Annotated in this window: 17 protein-coding genes; 9 read left to right on the plus strand and 8 right to left on the minus strand. The window is 62.9% G+C overall.

Annotated features, from left to right (window positions below):
* Positions 1–186: 186 nt before the first annotated feature.
* Complete coding sequence (locus FFI89_RS11035; RefSeq protein ID WP_138836414.1) at positions 187–2,565, plus strand: RND family transporter; 2,379 nt, start codon at positions 187–189, stop codon at positions 2,563–2,565.
* 106 nt (positions 2,566–2,671) lie between these two features.
* On the opposite strand, the gene FFI89_RS11040 is transcribed toward FFI89_RS11035, so the two are convergent.
* Positions 2,672–3,175 carry a hypothetical protein gene (locus tag FFI89_RS11040; RefSeq protein ID WP_138836416.1) on the minus strand — a complete coding sequence of 168 codons (504 nt, stop codon included), beginning with the start codon at positions 3,173–3,175 and terminating at the stop codon, positions 2,672–2,674.
* Positions 3,176–3,603: 428 nt separating this feature from the next.
* Between FFI89_RS11040 and FFI89_RS11045 the strand changes: the two genes are divergently transcribed.
* From FFI89_RS11045 to FFI89_RS11070, 6 genes are all read left to right on the plus strand, one after another.
* Entirely contained in the window at positions 3,604–3,840 is a 237-nt protein-coding gene (locus FFI89_RS11045) for a hypothetical protein (RefSeq protein ID WP_138836418.1), read from the plus strand.
* A gap of 190 nt (positions 3,841–4,030) precedes the next feature.
* The gene (gene hpnC / locus FFI89_RS11050) at positions 4,031–4,909 is read left to right on the plus strand and encodes a squalene synthase HpnC (RefSeq protein ID WP_138836420.1); all 879 of its coding nucleotides are present in this window, start codon (positions 4,031–4,033) and stop codon (positions 4,907–4,909) included.
* Entirely contained in the window at positions 4,906–5,745 is an 840-nt protein-coding gene (gene hpnD / locus FFI89_RS11055) for a presqualene diphosphate synthase HpnD (protein ID WP_138836422.1), read from the plus strand. Before hpnC ends, hpnD begins: the two co-directional genes overlap by 4 nt.
* Positions 5,745–7,004, plus strand: a complete 1,260-nt coding sequence (gene hpnE, locus FFI89_RS11060) for a hydroxysqualene dehydroxylase HpnE (protein WP_138836425.1) — start codon at positions 5,745–5,747, stop codon at positions 7,002–7,004. Before hpnD ends, hpnE begins: the two co-directional genes overlap by 1 nt.
* Before the next feature lie 59 nt (positions 7,005–7,063).
* Entirely contained in the window at positions 7,064–9,025 is a 1,962-nt protein-coding gene (shc, locus tag FFI89_RS11065) for a squalene--hopene cyclase (protein ID WP_138836427.1), read from the plus strand.
* Entirely contained in the window at positions 9,022–9,771 is a 750-nt protein-coding gene (locus tag FFI89_RS11070; protein WP_371722478.1) for a phosphorylase, read from the plus strand. The genes shc and FFI89_RS11070 overlap by 4 nt, the downstream gene beginning before the upstream one ends.
* Positions 9,772–9,877: 106 nt before the next feature.
* Here FFI89_RS11070 and hpnH read toward each other — a convergent pair whose 3' ends face one another.
* Together hpnH and ispH are read right to left on the minus strand one after the other, a co-directional pair.
* The gene (hpnH, locus tag FFI89_RS11075) at positions 9,878–11,038 is read right to left on the minus strand and encodes an adenosyl-hopene transferase HpnH (RefSeq protein ID WP_138836431.1); all 1,161 of its coding nucleotides are present in this window, start codon (positions 11,036–11,038) and stop codon (positions 9,878–9,880) included.
* Between the two features lie 40 nt (positions 11,039–11,078).
* The gene (gene ispH / locus FFI89_RS11080) at positions 11,079–12,005 is read right to left on the minus strand and encodes a 4-hydroxy-3-methylbut-2-enyl diphosphate reductase (RefSeq protein WP_138836433.1); all 927 of its coding nucleotides are present in this window, start codon (positions 12,003–12,005) and stop codon (positions 11,079–11,081) included.
* Positions 12,006–12,442: 437 nt separating this feature from the next.
* On the opposite strand from ispH, the gene FFI89_RS11085 reads away from it, so the two are divergent.
* Positions 12,443–15,031: an MMPL family transporter gene (locus tag FFI89_RS11085; protein WP_138836435.1), complete on the plus strand. Its 2,589-nt coding sequence runs from the start codon at positions 12,443–12,445 to the stop codon at positions 15,029–15,031.
* Here FFI89_RS11085 and FFI89_RS11090 read toward each other — a convergent pair.
* Complete coding sequence (locus FFI89_RS11090; protein ID WP_138836437.1) at positions 14,999–15,685, minus strand: DUF2147 domain-containing protein; 687 nt, start codon at positions 15,683–15,685, stop codon at positions 14,999–15,001. The two genes, FFI89_RS11085 and FFI89_RS11090, sit on opposite strands and share 33 nt — an antisense overlap.
* Before the next feature lie 103 nt (positions 15,686–15,788).
* Here FFI89_RS11090 and hpnO point away from each other — a divergent pair, with 103 nt between their 5' ends.
* Positions 15,789–17,180 (plus strand): aminobacteriohopanetriol synthase HpnO, encoded by a 1,392-nt coding sequence (gene hpnO / locus FFI89_RS11095; RefSeq protein WP_138836439.1) that lies wholly within the window; start codon positions 15,789–15,791, stop codon positions 17,178–17,180.
* Positions 17,181–17,321: 141 nt separating this feature from the next.
* On the opposite strand, the gene FFI89_RS11100 is transcribed toward hpnO, so the two are convergent.
* The 4 genes from FFI89_RS11100 to FFI89_RS11115 form a co-directional block, all read right to left on the minus strand.
* Positions 17,322–18,086: an anti-sigma factor gene (locus FFI89_RS11100; RefSeq protein WP_138836441.1), complete on the minus strand. Its 765-nt coding sequence runs from the start codon at positions 18,084–18,086 to the stop codon at positions 17,322–17,324.
* The gene (locus FFI89_RS11105) at positions 18,083–18,643 is read right to left on the minus strand and encodes a sigma-70 family RNA polymerase sigma factor (RefSeq protein WP_138836443.1); all 561 of its coding nucleotides are present in this window, start codon (positions 18,641–18,643) and stop codon (positions 18,083–18,085) included. Before FFI89_RS11105 ends, FFI89_RS11100 begins: the two co-directional genes overlap by 4 nt.
* A 91-nt stretch (positions 18,644–18,734) precedes the next feature.
* Positions 18,735–19,070 (minus strand): cupredoxin family copper-binding protein, encoded by a 336-nt coding sequence (locus FFI89_RS11110; RefSeq protein ID WP_138836445.1) that lies wholly within the window; start codon positions 19,068–19,070, stop codon positions 18,735–18,737.
* Positions 19,071–19,085: 15 nt separating this feature from the next.
* Positions 19,086–20,030, minus strand: a complete 945-nt coding sequence (locus tag FFI89_RS11115) for a metallophosphoesterase (protein WP_138836447.1) — start codon at positions 20,028–20,030, stop codon at positions 19,086–19,088.
* Positions 20,031–20,074 lie beyond the last annotated feature (44 nt).

Consider the following 20,074-nt stretch of genomic DNA (forward strand, 5'->3'; position numbering starts at 1 on the left):
TTTGCCTGCCGATTTGCCCCGCCGCGCGCGCTTGCCGGATCAGGTTCGGACCTGTAAAACGACGGCGTTAATTTACCGCGTGATTTCAAGGGCTAGCGCCGATCAGACAGGGCTGTAAGAGCCGCCATCGCGCAACCAACCCAAGCAAGCTTCACAACCGACACCGACGCGAGAACTGGACAGGGCATGCTCGACAAGAACTCCGAAAGTCAGGTCCACGTCGAAGCGATCGAGGAGCCGGTAACGGGTACGAGTATCGCCTTTGGGCTGGAGCGCCTCGGCCTCGTCGCGGTCAAGGCGCCGATCGTATCCTGCGTCATTCTCGTCGCGCTGATGATCGCCGCGTTCTTCGGGATCGAGCGGATCAAGATCGACGACTCGCTGAGCCAGCTTTTCCGCTCCAATTCCAAGGACTACAAGCAGTACGAGGCCGTGACCAAGCGCTTCCCGGCGACCGAATTCGACGTGCTCGTCGTGGTCGAGGGCAAGACGCTGCTGGCGCGCGAAAACCTCGAGAAGATCCGTGACATGGTCACCGACCTGCAACTGGTCGACGGCGTGCGCGGTCTGGTCTCGCTGTTCTCGGCGCGCCAGGCGCCGGAACCGGGCAAGCTGCCGGCGGCGCTGTTCCCGTCGGAACTGCCGCAAGGTGCCGCCTACGACAAGTTCGCCGAGACTGTTAAGTCGAACGAGATCATCCGCGGCAAGTTGTTGTCGGAGGATGGCACGCTGGCGCTGATCGTGCTGTCGCTGGAGCCGAACATTGTCGCCAGCAACGAACTCGGCAAGGCGGTCGGCGACATCAGGAAGATCATGGCGGAAGATCTCGCCGGCAGCGGGCTCAACGCCCAGCTCTCCGGTGTTCCCGTCATGCAGCTCGAAATCCGCAACGCCGTGAAGCGCGACGGGCTGACCTACAACATCCTCGGCATTCTGGCCGGCTGCATCATCGCCATCATCTTCTTCCGCAAGATATCGTTCATGATCGTCGCGGCCTTCCCGCCGATCATCGCGATCCTGCTCGCGCTCGGCGGCCTTGGCTGGGCCAACTTCAATCTCAACATGTTCCTGAACGTGATGACGCCGCTCATCATGGTGATCAGCTTCTCCGACTCGATGCAGCTGACCTTCGCCGCGCGCGACCGCCTCATCGCTGGCCAGGACAAGTACACCGCGTTCAAGAACGCGGTGTTGGTGGTCGGTCCCGCCTGCGTGCTCACCCACGGCACCGCCGGCATCTCGTTCATCGCCCTGCAATTCTCCGACTCCGAACTGATCCGCAAGTTCGGCGAGGCGGGCCTTGCCGCCACCATCATCGCGCTCATCGCGGTGCTGTCGCTGGTGCCGGTGTTCGGTGTGCTTTTTGTGCGCAACGAAAAAGTCATGGCGGTCAAGTTCCAGGGCGCCGACGCCGGCGTGCAGGCGTTGCGCAACTTCTGCTACTGGATCGCGGTGCGCATGGTCGGCCGCCCCGGGCTGTTCAGCCTGATCGCAGTGCTCGTCGTCGCCAGCATGGGCTATGTCTATGCCAACCTGCAGCCGCGCTACCGGCTGGCCGACCAGGTCCCGGACAAGCGCCAGGCCGTGGCGGCGTCGAGCCGTCTCGACGCCAAGCTCACCGGTGCCAATCCGGTCGACGTCCTGATCGAATTCCCCAAGGGCGCCTCGCTCTACGCGCCGGAGACGCTGAAGACGATCGCCGATGTCCACGCCATGGTCGAAACCGCGGCAGGCGTCGGCAACGTCTGGTCGCTGGAAACCCTGCGCCGCTGGCTTGCCGAGAAGGCGGGGAGCAACGACGTCGCGACGCTGAAGGAATATGTCAGCGTGATTCCGGAACATCTGGTGCGGCGCTTCATATCGGCCGACCAGGATGCGGTGGTGGTGTCGGGCCGCGTACCCGATATCGATTCAAGCGCGCTGCTTCCCGTGGTCAACAAGCTCGACAAGGGACTCGACAAGGTACGTGCGGAGCATCCGGGTTACGAAATTGCGGTCACCGGGCTTTCGGTGATTGCCGCGCGCAACAGCTCCAACATGATCGAGAAGCTCAACCGCGGGCTGACGGTGGAATTCCTGCTGGTCGCGGTCTTCATCGGGCTCGCGTTCCGCTCGGTCGTGGTGATGTTCTCCTGCATCCTGCCCGGCATTTTCCCGGTGGTGGCATCGGGGACGGTGCTGGCGATCATGGGCGAGGGGCTGCAATTCGCCAGTGTGGTGGCGCTGACGGTGTCGTTCGGCCTCGGCCTGAGCGCGACGATCCACTTCCTCAACCGGCTGCGGCTCGAGCGAAAGCCCGGCGTCAGTGCGGCTCTGGCGGTGGAACGGGCGACCGTGCTGGTCGGACCGGCGCTGATCCTGACCACGGTGGTGCTGGCCTGCGGCTTGGTCGTCACGGTGTTCTCCGACCTGCCGTCGCTGCGGCTGTTCGGCTGGCTCAGCGCGTTCTCGATGATCGCGGCGCTGGTCGCGGACCTCTTCATCCTGCGGCCGACATCGATGTTCCTGATCAACCTGTCGGAAAAGATTCGCGGCACCGCAGGCCGGGCGAAGCCGGCGGAGTAACGATCGAAATCCGGTCGCCAAACCCAAGCGCGCCCCAAAAGAAAGCGCCCCCGGAGCAGATCCGGGGGCGCTTTGCTTTGATGGACGAAGAGACGCGCGCGGTGCGTCAGGTCTTCGTCATCGTGATCTTGACGCCGCGGATTTCACCCTTGGAGTCGATCTGGACCACCTGCTTGTTGCCGGTGGTCCGCAAATTCAGGTTGGCGGCGAAGCCGGAAGCCTCGACGAAGACGTCGATCTGGCCGCCGCCCGCGGTGCCCTGCAGATTGCCGAAGATGTTGCGGCTCTTCTCGCTCCAATTGCCGGAGATACGGCCACCCTGGCTGGTGACGTCGCTGGAGAGATCGAATTTGTAGCTGTCGCTGGCGCAGTGCAGGTTCTGCTTCAGGCCGAGGCCGGACGCGTTGACCTTGTAATCGGCCTTGCAACGGATGTTCTCGGTGGTGCCGTTGGACAGCGCGACCGTGCCTGCGCCGCTCCATGATCCGTCAAAACCGGCAAAGGGACCCGCGGCCTGGGTGTGGCCTGCGGTGACCGACAACATGAGCGCGGCGCCGACGCCAGCAGCCGCGAGTGCCTGACCGAACAAGCTGGAACCGAACAGTTTCATCGTGAATTTCCCATCAAAATAGACGTTCCCCGGAGGATACGCCTCGCCGCATCGAAGGTTTAGTGTTCCCGCGGAATGTTAGGTTCAATTGATAAAACCGCCGCTACCGGCGATCACCGCAGGGCAATCGGCATTTTTATCGGACGGAATCGAAAACATCCCGGCCTCGCCGCGCCACCAACATCTAGCTATGCGCCGCATGTGTCCGCAACAGTCAATTGCAAAGAAAGCTAAGGCGGAAATACACATTAGATTTCAGTTGGTTATGAAAAGCGTAGACGTCGTCGTAAATTTGGCCGCATTTGCCAGCGCTTGTCCTTGGTTCGTTGCTGCGCTACGCGGCGCCTGTCATCCCAGAAAATCCACCCCCGCGATGCCAAAATGCAATTCGGGAACAGGATTTCTTGCTGCCGAAATGAAGGAATACGATGCGTAAATTTCTCCTGGCACTCTCCTTGTTCTCGATCACGGTTTCGTCGAACGCCTTCGCCCAGCAGCAACGCAGCGGAACGGCGGAGGAGCAGAAGGCGTGTGCCCGCGACGTGCAGCGTTTCTGCCGCCCGGTCATCGACCAGGGCGATTTCACCATTTTGGCGTGCCTGCAGCAGAATCGTCCGAAGATCACCCAGGCCTGCGATCAGGTGCTCAAGAACCACGGGCAATAAGCGGCGCCTGCACCCGTTAACCGTTGCGTCGGGCCAATTTTGGCCCGATTGCAGGCGTGGCGGGTAGGGCTGATCGGCCCAGATAGCATTGGTTTTGGCGGCGTATTCCCCTATATGGGGGCGCGATCCCATCGCATGCGCCAAGTGTCGGTGCATGCCGCCCAGCCAGACGAATGTAGCCAGTTTCTTGATGACCAGCGCGAGCGAACTGCGATCGGGAAAGACCCACCGCGACGAGAATTTTCCGGTCGCGTCGTGGATCATTCATCCGCGTCACCGGGCGCTTATTCTCAGCTTCTATAATTTCGTCCGGACCGCCGACGACATTGCCGACCACGCGACGTTGGCCGCGGACGAAAAGCTGCGCTATCTCGATTTGATGGAAGCGGAACTGCTCGGCAAGGGCGATACCCAGCCGGAGGCCGTCAACCTGCGCCGCGCGCTGGCCGAGCGGGCGATGCCGCCCCGCCACGCGCTCGATGTGCTGGTCGCGTTCCGGATGGACGTCACCAAGCTGCGCTACGAGAACTGGGACGACGTCATTCACTATTGCCGCTATTCGGCGATGCCGGTCGGCCGCTTCATGCTCGATGTGCACGGTGAAAGCACCTCGACCTGGGCCGCGTCCGATGCGTTGTGTGCCGGCCTGCAGATCAACAATCATCTGCAGGACTGCGCCAAGGACTACAAGAACCTGAACCGCGTCTACCTGCCGCGCGATGCGCTGGCGTCAGCCGGCGCCTCCGTCGAGATGCTGGGCGAGGCGAAGTCGCCGCCGGCGCTGCTGGCGTGCCTGCAGGCGCTCGCGGTGCGCACCGAAACCCTGCTCGATGAAAGCAAGTCGCTCGGCGCCGAAGTGCGGGATTTTCGGCTCGGGCTCGAGATTTCCGTGATCCAGGCCTTTGCCGACAAGATCGTCGGCCTGCTGAAGGTGCGTGATCCCCTCAGCGAGCGGGTGCATCTTTCCCCGCTCGAACTGCTGGGGCAAAGCTTCGCCGGTATGGCCGGCGAGATCGCACGCCGCGCGACGGGTCGCCGGCCGGTGTCGAACCCGGCGGCCGGCGCATGACGCTGGAGACGGCGGCGGCCAACGCAGATTACGGCACCACCGCGTCCGGTAGTTCGTTCTACGCGGCGATGCGTATCCTTCCGCGCGCGCAGCGCGAAGCGATGTTCCAGATCTACAGTTTCTGCCGACAGGTCGACGACATTGCAGACTCTGACGGACCGCGGCCCGAGCGGCTGGCGGCGCTCCAGCAATGGCGCGACGACATCGACGCGTTGTACCAGGGCCGTCCGCCGGAGCGGCTGAAGGATTACGTGTCGTCGGTGCGCACCTTCGGCCTCAAGCGCGAGGATTTCCTGGCCATCATCGACGGCATGGAGATGGACGTGCCGCAGGACATCCGGGCGCCTGATATGGCAACCCTCGATCTCTATTGCGACCGCGTCGCCAGCGCGGTGGGGCGGCTGTCGGTGCGCGTATTCGGCTTGCCCGAGAATGACGGCATCCTGCTCGCCCACCATCTCGGCCGCGCCCTGCAGTTGACCAACATCCTGCGCGACATCGACGAGGATGCCGGCCTCGGCCGTCTCTATTTGCCGCGCGAAGGCTTGCTGCATGCCGGCATCACCAGCGACGATCCGGTGAAGGTCTCAGCCGAACGGAGCTTGCCGAAAGTGTGCCTGCCGCTGGTCGAGCGGGCGAAATCGCATTTCGAGCAGGCCGACGCGATCATGAACCGCAATTCGCGGCGCGTCGTGCGCGCGCCCCGGATCATGTCGAAATATTATCGTGCGATACTGGAGCTGTTGATTGCCCGGGGCTTTGCCGTTCCGCGCGAGCCGGTTCGCGTCAACAAGATGGCGAAGATCGCCATCCTTCTCCGTTACGCGATCATCTGATGCAAAAAAACGCTCATATCATCGGCGCCGGCATTTCCGGCCTCTCGGCGGCTGTACGGCTGGCGAACGCGAATTACACCGTGCATGTCCACGAGGCCACGCAGCAGGCCGGCGGCCGCTGCCGGTCCTACTTCGACGCCGCCACCAACCTCACCATCGACAACGGCAATCACTTGCTGCTGTCGGGCAACCGTCATGCGCTGGCTTACGCGCGATCGATCGGCACCGAGGCGGGCCTGGTCGGACCGAAGAGCGCGCAGTTTCCCTTCGTCGACATGTCGACCGGCCAGCGCTGGCAGCTCGACCTCGGCGAGGGCCGCCTGCCGCTATGGGTATTCGACGAGACACGCCGCGTCCCTGACACGGGCCTGCTCGATTATCTGGCATTGATGCCTTTGATCTGGGCAGGGACCGACAAGCTTGTCGGCAAGGCGATCCCCTGCGAGGGCACGCTGTACCAGCGGCTGGTGCAGCCGCTGCTGCTGGCCGCGCTCAATGTCGATCCGCCCGAGGGCTCGGCGGGTCTTGCCGGCGCCATCGTGCGGGAGACGCTGCTGGCGGGTGGACAGGCCTGCCGGCCGTTGATCGCGCGCGATGGCCTCAGCGCGGTGCTGGTCGAGCCCGCGATCAAGCTGTTGCAGAACAACGGCGCCTCCATCCAGTTCGGACATGAGCTGCGCGAATTCGCGATCGCCGGTGACAAGGTCGGCGAATTGAAATTCGGCGGCGATACCGTCGCGGTCGGCGCCGGTGATGTCGTGGTGCTGGCGGTGCCGCCGCGCCCCGCCGCGTCGCTGCTGCCTGGGCTGAAGACGCCATCGAAATTCCGCGCCATCGTCAATGCGCATTTCCGCTTCGATCCGCCACGGGATGCGCCGCCGATCGTCGGCGTCGTCGGCGGTCTGGTGGAATGGCTGTTTGCGTTTCCGCAGCGCCTGTCGATCACCATCAGCAATGGCGACCGCTTGGTCGATATGCCGCGTGAGGAGCTGGCGCTGGCGATCTGGCGGGATGTCTGCAAGGCCGCCGGCCTGCCGGGGGAGCCGGCATTGCCGCCATGGCAGATCGTCCGCGAACGCCGTGCTACATTCGAGGCGACGCCGGAGCAGAATGCGCTGCGGCCGGGCCCGGTAACCGCTTACAAAAACCTGTTTCTCGCCGGGGACTGGACTGATACCGGGTTGCCGGCAACCATCGAGGGATCGGTGCGGTCCGGTGACCGCGCCGCCGATCTGGTTCTGTCGAGGCAGCACGCCTGACGGGACGTTGCGTGACCGGCTTCACGGAAGCCGTCGCAAAGAGAGGGATATCTAGCGAAATGCTGTCCGACGACCACACCGTTGCAGTCGACCCCGAAGCCCTGGAGAAGAGCATCTCCGCGGCGACGCAAGGGCTGCTCGGCTATCGTCAATCCGACGGACACTGGGTGTTCGAGCTGGAAGCCGACAGCACGATTCCGTCGGAATATGTGCTGCTGCGCCACTATCTCGCCGAGCCCGTCGACAGCGCGCTCGAAGCCAAGCTCGCGAACTATCTTCGCCGCACCCAGGGCGATCACGGCGGCTGGCCGCTGGTGCAGGACGGCCCGTTCGACATGAGCGCCAGCGTCAAATCCTATTTCGCGCTGAAGATGATCGGCGATTCCGTCGACGCGCCGCACATGGTACGGGCGCGCGAGGCGATCCGCTCGCGCGGCGGCGCCAGCGGCGTCAACGTTTTCACGCGGTTTCTGCTGGCGTTCTACGGCATATTGAGCTGGCGCGCCGTGCCGGTGCTGCCGGTCGAGATCATGCTGCTGCCGATGTGGTCGCCGTTCCATATCAACAAGATTTCCTATTGGGCGCGCACCACGATCGTGCCGCTGATGGTGATGGCCGCGCTGAAACCGCTGGCGAAGAATCCCAAGGGCGTCGGCATCGACGAATTGTTCCTGCAGGATCCCAAGTCGGTCGGCATGACGACGAAGGCGCCGCATCAAAGCTGGGGCTGGTTCACGCTCTTCAGCGCGCTCGACAAGATCCTGCGGGTGGTCGAACCGCTGTTCCCGAAGAAGCTGCGCCAGCGTGCGATCGATTCCGCGCTCGCTTTCACGGAAGAGCGGCTGAACGGCGAAGACGGCATGGGCGCGATCTATCCGCCAATGGCCAACATCGTCATGATGTACGCGGCGCTCGGCAAGGGGGAGGATTATCCGCCGCGCGCGGTTACCCGCAAGGGCATCGAAAACCTGCTCGTGATCGGCGAGCACGAGGCCTATTGCCAGCCCTGCGTCTCGCCGGTGTGGGACACCGCGCTCACCTGCCATGCGCTGGCAGAGGCCGGTAGCGAAGACATGCTGGCGAAGATGAAGCAGGGGCTCGACTGGCTGAAGCCCAAGCAGGTGCTCGACCTCAAGGGCGACTGGGCGGTGAAAGCTCCCAATGTCCGTCCGGGCGGCTGGGCCTTCCAGTACAACAACGCGTATTATCCCGATCTCGACGACACCGCTGTTGTGGTGATGGCGATGGATCGGGAGCGGCGGCAGTCCGGCAGCCAGGAATACGATACGGCGATCGCGCGGGGCCGCGAGTGGATCGAGGGCCTGCAGAGCCGCGACGGCGGCTGGGCCGCGTTCGACGTCAACAACCTCGAATATTACCTCAACAACATCCCGTTCTCTGACCACGGCGCGCTGCTCGATCCGCCGACCGAGGACGTCACCGCGCGCTGCATCTCGATGCTGGCACAGCTCGGCGAGACCGCCCAGACCAGCAGGCCGTTGGCGGACGGTGTTGCGTATCTTCGCCGCACCCAGCTCGCCGAAGGCTCGTGGTACGGTCGCTGGGGGCTGAACTACATCTATGGGACCTGGTCGGTGCTTTGCGCGCTGAATGCGGCCGGTATAGACCACCAGGACCCGATGATGCGAAAGGCGGTGGATTGGCTGGTTTCGGTCCAGAACCGGGATGGCGGCTGGGGCGAGGATGCGGTCAGCTACCGACTCGACTACAAGGGATATGAGGATGCGCCATCGACTTCCTCGCAAACGGCATGGGCCTTGCTTGGACTGATGGCGGCAGGCGAGGTCGAGCACCCGGCCGTTCTACGGGGGATTCAGTACCTAAAAGGCACACAGACCGAAAAAGGACTGTGGGACGAGGCGCGCTACACGGCAACGGGCTTCCCGCGGGTGTTTTACTTGCGGTATCATGGCTACTCGAAGTTCTTTCCGCTCTGGGCGTTGGCGCGGTATCGAAATTTGAGAAGCACCAACAGCAGGGTGGTAGGGGTCGGGATGTGATTTTGGGGGCGGGGGCCGCCGCGACCGTGGACAATTCGGTTGATCTCAATTCGACTGATCCACGTCCGGTTTTGATCGTAACCGGTCTGGTGCAGGAGGCCCGCATAGCGGCCGGGCCCGGCATGATCGTGATCTGCAGCAGTAGCGATCCGCAGCAATTGCGCGCGCTGCTTGCGACGCTTGATCCATCGTCATTCAGGGGGGTGATCTCGTTCGGCGTCGCCGGCGGGCTCGATCCGTCGTTGAAGTCGGGCGACGTGGTGGTGGCGACGGAGGTTCTGGCCGGCGATACCCGTTTTCTGGCTGGTCTGGCCCTGAACGAGGAAATGATCGCCAGCGCCGCGCTGAAGCGCCGGCGCGTGGTCCGCGGCGGCCTTGCCGGCGTGGAACAGGTGATCGCAGCGACCGCCTGCAAGGCCGCGCTGCATTCCGAGACCGGGGCTGCCGCTGTCGATATGGAAAGCCATATTGCGGCGGCATATGCCTCAGCGGCGGGCATTCCGTTCGCGGCGCTGCGCGTCATTTCGGATCCCGCCAGCCGCTCGCTTCCGGCGCTGGCGAAGAGCGCCATCAAGCCGAACGGCGATATCGACCTGCGCAAGGTGCTGCGCGGGGTCGCGCGCAATCCGAGGACGCTGCGCGCACTGGTCTCCACCGGAATCGATTTCAATCGGGCGCTGCGCAGCTTGCGCGGCTGCCGGAGCTTCCTGATCGGCGGCGAGGACCTCGCCACGGTGGATATCTAACGCCCGCCAGCGACCGCCTTAAGCAAGAAAAGCCCCGGTTCTGATTCGATCAGAACCGGGGCTTTTTTATCTGCGCGAGCTATAGCGTTTCGGGCGAAGCGCTGCTTTAGGCGGCCGTGGACGCCTTCTGCTGCTGCTTGGCAGCGGCGGCAGCCGCCTCGTCTCGGCGGATCTCCGAGAGGCGCTTCTGCACTTCCGACGAGAAGATGTACTGGGCCGGACGCTGGTTATCGAGATTGATCTCGGGCGCCATCGGACCGGTGGTCCGGATGCCGCGCAGCGCGACCCACATCGCCTTCAGCGGATTGAGCAGGGCGGCGTTGGCGGCCGTCGGCTCGTAGCCGCAATGCGCCATGCAGTCGGCGCACTTTTCGTACTTGCCGGTGCCGTAGGTCTCCCAGTCCGTCGTCTCCATCAATTCCTTGAAGGTCTTGGTGTAGCCTTCGCCGAGCAGGTAGCAGGGTTTCTGCCAGCCGAAGATGTTGCGCGCCGGCATGCCCCAGGGGGTGCATTCGTAGGACTGGTTGCCGGCGAGGAAGTCGAGGAACAGGCCGGAGTGCATGAAGTTCCACTTCTTGCCCTTGCCGAGCGCGAACACGTCGCGGAACAGCTTCTTGGTCTTGGTGCGGTTGAGGAAGTGCTCCTGGTCGGGGGCGCGCTCATAGGCGTAGCCAGGCGACATCGAGACGCCGACACCGAGTTCGGTGGTGAAGTCGAGGAACTTGGCGATCTCTTCGGCCGGATGGCCGTCGAAGATGGTGGCGTTGACGTTGACGGTGAAGCCGCGGGCTTTCGCGGCCTTGATCGCGGAAACCGCGCGATCGAACACGCCCTTCTGCGAGACCGCCTTGTCGTGGTGGTCCTTCAGGCCGTCGAGATGCACCGAGAAGAACAGATAGGGCGAGGGCTCGAACAGATCGAGCTTCTTTTCCAGCAGCAGCGCGTTGGTGCAGAGCGAGACGAACTTCTTGCGCGCCACGAGGCCGCGCACGATCTCGCCGATTTCCTTGTGGATCAGGGGCTCGCCGCCGGGGATCGCCACCATCGGCGCGCCGCACTCATCGGCCGCGTCCCAGCATTCCTGCGCCGACATGCGGCGATTGAGGATTGCATCGGGATAGTCGATCTTGCCGCAGCCGACGCAAGCGAGGTTGCAGCGGAACAATGGTTCCAGCATCAACACGAGCGGATAGCGCTTCCGGCCAAGCAGCTTCTGCTTGATGAGGTAGCCGCCGATACGGATTTCCTTGAAAAACGGTATTGCCATTGAGAAGATTCTTTCTGGACTCGAAAAGTAGTGAAGTGGATCAGCCCGCAGTCAGTTCGGCTGGAAGCCGGAATTCGATATTTTCTTCCCGGCCGGGAAGCACCGACACCTTGACGGGTCCGATGCGCCTCAAAGCCTCGATTACGTCGTCGACCAGAACTTCGGGCGCCGAGGCGCCCGCCGTGATGCCGACGGCCTTCGCATCCTTCAGCCAATCAGGGTTCAACTCCCTGCCATCGGCAATGAGATAACTCGCGACCCCGACCTCGGTGCCGATTTCGCGCAGCCTGTTTGAGTTGGAACTATTGGCGGCCCCCACCACCAAAATGACGTCCACCAGCTTGCTTAGGTCCCTTACCGCAGATTGGCGGTTCTGTGTCGCATAGCAGATATCCCGGATGTCGGGGCCTTGAATATCTGTAAATCGGGCCTGAAGGGCCGCAATAATGTCCTTTGTATCGTCCACGCTCAGGGTCGTCTGGGTGATATAGGCCACCGGGGTATGGGTCGGAAGGGTCAGGGCCGCCACGTCATCGACGCTCTGGACCAGGAGAACCGGCCCTGGAACCTGGCCCATGGTTCCCTCGACCTCGGGATGGCCGGCATGGCCGATCAGGATCAGCGCCCGGCCCTTCGACATATATCGCTTGCCCTGATTATGGACCTTGGTGACCAGCGGGCAGGTGGCGTTGAGCACCGGCAGGTCCCGGGCGGCCGCCTCTTCCTCGACGCTGCGGGCCACGCCGTGGGCGCTGAACACGGTCACCGCGCGGGGAGGCACCTCCGAAAGGTCCTCGACGAAGATCGCGCCCTTGTTCTGCAGGCTTTCGACCACGTATTTGTTGTGCACGATCTCGTGCCGCACGTAGACCGGCGGGCCGTATTTCTCCAGCGCGCGCTCGACGATCTCGATCGCACGCACGACGCCGGCGCAAAATCCGCGCGGCTGCGCAAGATAGACTTCCATGGGCTGCTCGTTACGCAAGGTGCACCAATTTTTTTCGCAAAATCACTCGAAGGCCTCCGAGCAACCGGACCTGCCGGATAGTTGCAATATCCGCACCACGACCGGGTTCCGCTGGTTTACCCCACCCAAGCACATGGAAGTACAGGGCTTTGTGTCAAAAAAAGAACGACTAGAAAAGATGCATCGATCTTGGTTACCGGCCATTCGGTATTATAATACAGTCGGCCGCCACCTGCCGTCCTCAGCCATCCTCACTTGTTCGTCACTTTATCGCCCCCAGCGGCGGTCTATACCGGCCGGCAACGCCGTTCCGGAGGGTTTGGGTGGCTTTCGTTGAACCCTGCGGAAAAGTAACCAAACAACGTTAGATCGGCCCATGGAACTCCGCTAGACAGCGGGCGTTTTCGGCAGGCTCTTGAGACTTAGAAAGAAACGATGTGCTGACCAATATTGTTGTCGCGATTGTCAGAACCTGTACCCGCTTTGCTATCCCTGTTGTCGTTTTGTCGCTGATGCTGGCAATCGGAGCCGGCTTCTATACTGCGCGCAATTTCTCCATCAACACCGACATCAACACGCTGATTTCGCCCGACCTGGATTGGCGCAAGCGCGACAACCAGTTCGAGCAGGCTTTTGACCGCGAAACGCTGATTCTGGCCGTCGTCGAAGCGCCGACGCCGGAGCTTGCCGGCTCCGCGGCAAAAGCGCTCACGGAAAAGCTTTCCGGCGACAAGAAGAACTTCGAGGCGGTCACGCCGCTCGGCTCGGGCGAGTTCTTTGAGAAGAACGGCCTGCTGTTCCTGCCGGTGGAAGAAGTCGGCAAGGTCACCGGCCAGCTCGAATCGGCAGCCCCGCTGGTCGAGATCATGGCCGGCGATCCGTCGATTCGTGGCCTGACCGGCGCGCTGGAGACCGGACTGGCCGGCATCAAACGCGGGCAAGTCAAGCTCGACCATGCGGAGCGGCCCTTCAACCTGATCGCGCAGACGATCGAGAACATCCTCTCCAAGGGAACGGCGACGTTTTCCTGGCGCGAACTGGTCAGCGACAAACCCCTGACCGATGCCGACAAGCGCGCCTTCATCGAGTTCAAGCCGATCCTCGATTTTCAGGCGCTGGAACCCGGCAAGACCGCAACCGACGCGATCCGGCAGGCGGCCACCGAGCTCAATTTCGCGGGCAACTATGGCGCGCGCGTCCGCTTGACCGGGCCGGTTCCGATGGCGAACGAGGAATACGCCACGGTTCAGGACGGCGCGATCCGGAATGGCATCGTTACCACCGTCATCGTGCTGATCATCCTCTGGCTGGCGTTGCATTCGGCGAAGATCATTTTTGCGGTGTTCGTCAATTTGTTCGTCGGTCTTTCGATCACGACCGCCGTCGGCCTCGCGATGGTGGGCTCGCTGAACCTGCTGTCGGTAGCCTTCGCCGTGCTGTTCATCGGCCTCGGTGTCGACTTCGGCATTCAGTTCAGCGTTCGCTACCGTTCCGAGCGTTTCAAGAACGACAACCTGACGATGGCGCTGGAAGAAGCGGCGCGCCGTGCAGCGGTTCCGCTTTCGCTGGCCGCGATGGCGACCGCCGCGGGCTTCCTCTGTTTCCTGCCGACCGACTACAAGGGCATTGCCGAACTCGGCAAGATTGCCGGCGCCGGCATGCTGGTCGCGTTCCTGACCAGCATCACGACGCTGCCGGCGCTGTTGGACCTGATCAATCCGCCCGGAGAAAGTGAGCCGGTCGGTTACGCCTTCCTGGCGCCGGTCGATCACTTCCTCGAAAAACACCGCGTCATCATAATCACCGGCACGCTACTGGTCGCCATCGCCGGCCTGCCGCTACTCTATTTCATGAAATTCGACTTCAACCCGATCAACCTGCGCAACAAGGACGCCGAGTCGATCGCGACCTTCCTCGATCTGCGCAAGGATCCGAACACCGGCGCCAACGCCATCAACGTGATGACGAATTCCGAAGCCGACGCCAAGAAGATCGAGGCGAAGCTTGAGAAAGTGCCGGAAGTGCTTCGGGTGATGTCGCTCGACAGTTTCGTGCCCCAGGATCAGCAGGCCAAACTCAAGCTGATCGCGCAGGCCGCCAAGGTATTGGGCCCGGCGCTCAATCCCGATCAGGTCGATGCCGCGCCCTCCGACGAGGAGAACGTGGAAGCGTTGAAGGGGACGGTCGAAAGCCTGCGCAAGACCGCGGGCGACGGCAAGGGGCCGGGCGCGGTCGCGTCACGCCGGCTGGCGGACGGGCTGTCGAAGCTCGCCGGTTCGAATCAGGCGACCCGCGACAAGGCGCAGAACATTTTCGTCAGTCCGCTCAAGGTGGTGTTCGACGAACTCAAGAACGCGCTGCAGGCCGCGCCGGTCACCCTGAGCACGCTGCCGCCGGAACTGGTCGCCGGTTGGAAGGCCAAGGACGGGCTGATGCGCGTCGAAGCGCTGCCGAAGGGCGATCCCAACGACAACGATAATCTCCGCAAGTTTGCAGATGCGGTGCTGGCCGCCGAGCCGACCGCGATCGGCGGACCGGTCTCGATCCTCAAATCCGGCGACACCGTTGTCAGGGCGTTCGTCCATGCCGGCATATGGGCGCTGCTGGTGATCAGCGCGCTGCTCTGGCTCGCGTTGCGGCGGGTCACCGACGTGCTGCTGACGCTGGTGCCGCTTTTGGTGGCGGGCGCGGTGACGCTGGAAATCTGCGTGCTGATCGGACTGCCGCTCAACTTCGCCAATATCGTAGCCCTGCCGCTGCTGCTCGGCATCGGCGTTGCCTTCAAGATCTACTACGTGACGGCGTGGCGGTCGGGCAGAACGAATCTGCTGCAGACCAGCCTGACGCGGGCGATATTTTTCTCGGCGCTGACGACCGCAACCGCGTTCGGCAGCCTCTGGCTATCCAGTCATCCCGGCACCGCCAGCATGGGTAAATTGCTGGCGCTGTCGCTTGTGACCACGCTCGCCGCGGTGCTGCTGTTCCAGCCGGCTTTAATGGGTAAACCGCGCGATATCGGGGAGTAGGCAGATATCGCCGATATCGCCCGGCGCGCCGGCCGCCTGCTTCTGACCGGGAACAGGCTTCGGCGCCGAGGTCACTGCGCCGGTGGTCTTCGGCGGAGCGGCCTGGGCCTGTGCAGGTGCTGCGATGGGCGAGCCGGTTGACGAGTTCTTGGGCAACGCACCGGCTGCGCTTTTGGGCGCGCCCTTGGCCATGCTGTTGGCGGGGCTTGAGGGAATTGGCGGCGCCACGCGGGTCCAGGTTTCGCCGCCGCAGAGAAAGCCCAGCACGCAGCCTTGAATCTCGAGCTGGTCGGTTCCGGTAGGCTTGATGGTCGAGCTGTAGAGCTGCCCGTCCTTGGCGTTATAGACTTGGCCTTCCCAGGTATCGGCTGCGCCGGCCTTTTTCGTCATGTCGATCAGGATCGGCATGCCCAGGGTAGGCCGGCTCTGCTTGGAGGCATCCGGATTGTGGGTATCGCGGCCGCCCGGTGTTTTCTCCCAGGCGACGACGCCCCACATGCTGCCGTTGCATTGGGCGACCCGGATATTGGCGACGCCGTCCGCCACCCGCCAGTCGCCGGTGACGTCAGCCGCCAGTGCGGCGTTAAGACCTGTGGCTAAAAAAAATGCGGAACAAACTATTTTGCGCGCGACAGTTTTTGGGCAGTGCAACATGGTCCGAACCTATGCTTATCTGGATGATCCCAAAGCGGGGGTCAAAAAGCCGCATTGAGTGTTTTCAGTTGACGAAATGCCCATCAACCGACGTATGTAACGAATGCTAAGTTCAAATCTAGACGTTTCCGAGATGTTTGTGGAGCGCCAGGCACAGCGCAGTTCCATGCACGCGCGCTATTTGAACGAGCAACTCGTTCGCGTGCTGAAGACCATCGGCTACGATGTCGGTTTTCAGAAGGGTCAAGGTCAATACCTGTTCGATCGTGACGGGGCGCGTTATCTCGATCTACTGAGCGGATTTGGCGTTTTTGCGATTGGCCGCAATCATCCGGCGCTGCGCGAGGCCCTCAAGAGCGTCCTCGACTGCGATCTGCCTAATCTGGTGCAACTGGATGTTTCCACGCTGGCCGGCGTGCTCGCGGAACGTCTGCTCGAGTATGTGCCATATCTGGACAAGGTGTTCTTCGCCAATTCCGGTGCGGAAACCGTCGAGGCCGCGATCAAGTTCGCGCGCGGCGCGACCGGCCGGCCGGGCATCGTGTCCTGTTCCCACTCTTTCCATGGCCTGTCCTACGGCGCGTTGTCGCTGATGGACGATCCAAACTTCCGCTCCGGTTTCGAGCCGCTGCTGCCCGGATGCACCCAGATTCCCTTCAACGACCTCGCAGCCCTCGAACAAGCGCTGTCGTCGCGTCAGGTGGCCGCCTTCATCGTCGAGCCTATTCAGGGCAAGGGCGTCAACATGCCCACCGATGAGTTCCTGCCCGGCGCCGCCGCGCTCTGCCGCAAATATGGCACGCTGTTCATCGCCGACGAAATCCAGACCGGCATCGGCCGTACCGGAAAATTCCTCGCGGTCGAGCACTGGAATGTCGAACCCGACATGGTGCTGCTGGCGAAGGCGCTGTCCGGCGGTCACGTGCCGGTCGGCGCGCTGCTGACGCGCAAGAGCATCTTCGACAAGATCTTCAATCAAATGGACCGTGCCGTCGTCCACGGCTCGACCTTTGCGAAGAACGATCTGGCGATGGCGGCCGGTATCGCAACGCTCGAGGTGATCAAGGCCGAGAAGCTGGTCGAGCAGGCCGCCAAGCGCGGCGCCGAGCTGCGGCTGGCGCTGACCCGCATGGTGCCCGGCTACGAATTGCTGAAGGAAGTGCGCGGCAAGGGATTGATGATCGGCATCGAGTTCGGTCCGCCGAAATCGCTGCGGCTCCGCGCCTCCTGGAACGTGCTGGAGGCCGCCAACAAGGGCCTGTTCTGTCAGCTCATCACGGTGCCGCTGTTCAAGGAACACAAGATCCTGACCCAGGTCTCCGGCCACGGCAGTCACACCATCAAGCTGCTGCCGCCGCTCGTCATTTCAGACGACGACTGCCGCTGGATCGAAAAATCGTTCGACGAAGTGATTGCCGGCAGCCACAAGGTCCCCGGCGCGATCTGGTCGCTCGGCAAGACCCTGGTCGACAACGCCGTGCGCAAGACGGCGTAAGCAGGCCTTTAGCTCCGTCATTGCGAGCGCAGCGAAGCAATCCATCTCGCCGCGCAACGAAAGAATGGATTGCTTCGCGATGCCTGTCATCGGGCGCGCATTCGCCAGACCCGTTGGCTCGCAATGACGATCTAGTTCTTCTTACCCCGTCGTCCCGCCCCGCATCGCGCTTTCGAACCTGTCGCCGAAATCCGCAAGCTCGTCCTTGGCGAGATCGCTGACCGCCCAGTAGTTCAGGCCGCGGTCGCTCCAGTGCCGGATGTTGAATCCCTGGATCGTCTCGATCTTGGCGGACCGGTGTTCGGTGCTCGCGGTCTGCGACACGAACAGGTTGATGATGTGCTGGCGGCGGCGATAGACCACCGCGCCGATGGCGCGCGCGTCGACATAATCGAGCCGGCCGCCGATCAGCGTAAAACCTTGCGCGGTGAGGTCGATCACCGGCGGCGAGACGTCGAGCCGGCCGTTGAACCACGGCTTGACCGTGTGCTGGTCGGTCGAGATGACGTCGGTGAGGTGGCCGGCCTGCAGCGAGCGCAGATGCGCCGAGACCACTTCGGACTGGATCCGCTCGATGTCGTCGTGGCGCAGCACGATGGCGACAAGGCCGGTTGCTGCCAGCGCCGACACCGCCGATCCCATCGCAAAGCCGCGCAGCACCGCGCGCCGGCTCTGTAGCTGGCGCGGTTGCGGCAATGCCGCCTCGATGCGCGCACGCAAAGCCGCAGGCGCGGTGTAACGCACGTCGGCGTCGGCCATCGCCTTGCTGATCTCGCGATAGTCTTTCAGCATTGCCGTGCAATGCGGGCAACCCTCGACATGGTTTTCGACGTCGCGGGCATGCCCGGCATCGAGCTCACCGTCGATCAGGGCTTGAAGGAGGATTTCTGCTTCGTCGCAGGTCATTTCGGTTGCTCCTGTTCCGCAAGCCATGCCGATCGCAGCATGGCGCGGGCGCGCGCGAGACGTGACATCACGGTACCGACGGGCACCTCGGCAACGTTGGCGATCTCGCGGTACGACAAGTTCTCAATTTCACGCAGGACGAAAGTCTCCCGGAATGGTTCGGTCAGCGCCGCCACCATCCGGCGGATGGTGTCGGAATCCTTGGCCCGCACCAGTTGTGCCTCCGGCGTTTCCTGGGCCTCGTGCCAGAGTGGTGCCTGCTCGGCGCTTTCCGGCACGTCCTCGATCGCGCTGGTCGGCGTCGTGGCGCGCCTTGCATATTCGGCGCGGCAGACATTGCGCAGGATCGCGAACAGCCACGGCTTCATCGCCGGTCCGCGATAACTGTCGAAATGCTTGAACGCGCGCAGGTAACACTCCTGCACCGCATCCTCGGCGTCGGTGGAGTCACGCAGCAGATAGCGCGCCAGCGTATAGGCGTCGTTCAGATAGGGCAGCGCCGCTTCGCGAAAGCGCCGCGCCTTTTCGGGATTATCGTCGGATGCTCGAAGTGGCATCGTCTCTGGTCCGGCTGCAGCAGAAAGCGCTTTGGCCCGGCCGGGGTCGATCCACCGGCCGGGCAGGGTTGTGATGCCTTGGTTGGGCGCGTTATTCAACCTTTACGATCCCTGTCATGTGCGGGTGCAGCGAACAAAAGTACTTGTATTCACCGGCCGCCGTGAACGTGAACGCGAAGGTGCCGTCGGTATCCATGGTTTTCGACCTGAACTTCCCCGCGCAGACCACCGTATGGGGAATGTCGTCGCGGTTGGTCCAGGTGACGGTCTGGCCGACCTTCACCGTGAGCTGGGCCGGCGCAAAGACGAAGTTGTCGATATGCACGGCCAACGGATCGGCCGCTTCCTCGGCGCGGACAGTGACGACAGGAAGCAGCATGGCTGCGACGGCGGCGATGCCGAAGTCGCGGCGGTTGATCGAAGTCATTTTGCGTATCCCTCTTTAACCCTGCAGCGGCGTGTCGATGATGGCGAGGGGCTGGTTGTTCTGCTTGAAGTTGATGCTGGCGACGCCGAGCATGCTGCGCAGTTTCGCATCCTCGACCTTCATCGGTCCGGGTGAGGGGGCAGCCCCCGGCGCCGGCTGCGGGAAGGCGGTCGAACGCGCGGTGTGGAAGGTGACGTTGCCTTCGACCTTCTGCATCACCTGGTGGATGTGGCCGTTCAGAACCGTGACCGAGCCGAAGCCCTTGACGTATTCCAGCGCACGGGCGCCGTCCTCGGTGCCCCAGCCCCATTGCGGATAGACCGTCCACAGCGGGATATGGGCGAACAGCACGACGGGGGTGGATTTCGAACGGCCCTTGAGGTCGTTCTCCAGCCATTCAAGCTGTTCGTTGCCGAGATTGCCGAGGCCGCCGGCCTTGAGGTCGACGACGTTGACAAGACCGACGAAATGAACGCCGCCGGCGTCGAAGGAATACCAGCCGGCGCCCTTGGTGCCCTTGCCATAGCGCTCCTTGTAGAGCTTGACCTCCTCGTCGATGAAATCGTGCTCGCCCGGCACGTAGTGCACGTCAAGTTTCGACTGCGAGATGATGCGGTCGGCGTCGTCGAATTCGGAGGCCTTCGAAAGATGCGTGATGTCGCCGGTATGGATCATGAACGACGGCTTGGCCGTTATCGCCTTGACCTTGTTGATGGCCTCCTCAAGGGTGCCGATCGCGTTCGGATTGGCCGGCTTGTCGAAGCCGACATGGCTGTCGCTGATCTGCAGGAAGGTCATGCCGGAGGCTTCGGCGGCGGCGGCGGATCCGACCAGGCCGAGCGAATGCGGCACGCCGCCGGTAACGGTCCAGAGTACGCCGGTGCCGGCCCAGGTCATGCATTCCAGCACCTTGCGGCGGCTGACGCCATTTCCTTCATCGTGATGGTCGTGATTGCTCATGACAGGTCTCCCTCGGCCCTTGATTGGGCTTTCGGGGACGTGAT

This window comes from Bradyrhizobium sp. KBS0727 (assembly GCF_005937885.2).
Taxonomy (GTDB): domain Bacteria; phylum Pseudomonadota; class Alphaproteobacteria; order Rhizobiales; family Xanthobacteraceae; genus Bradyrhizobium.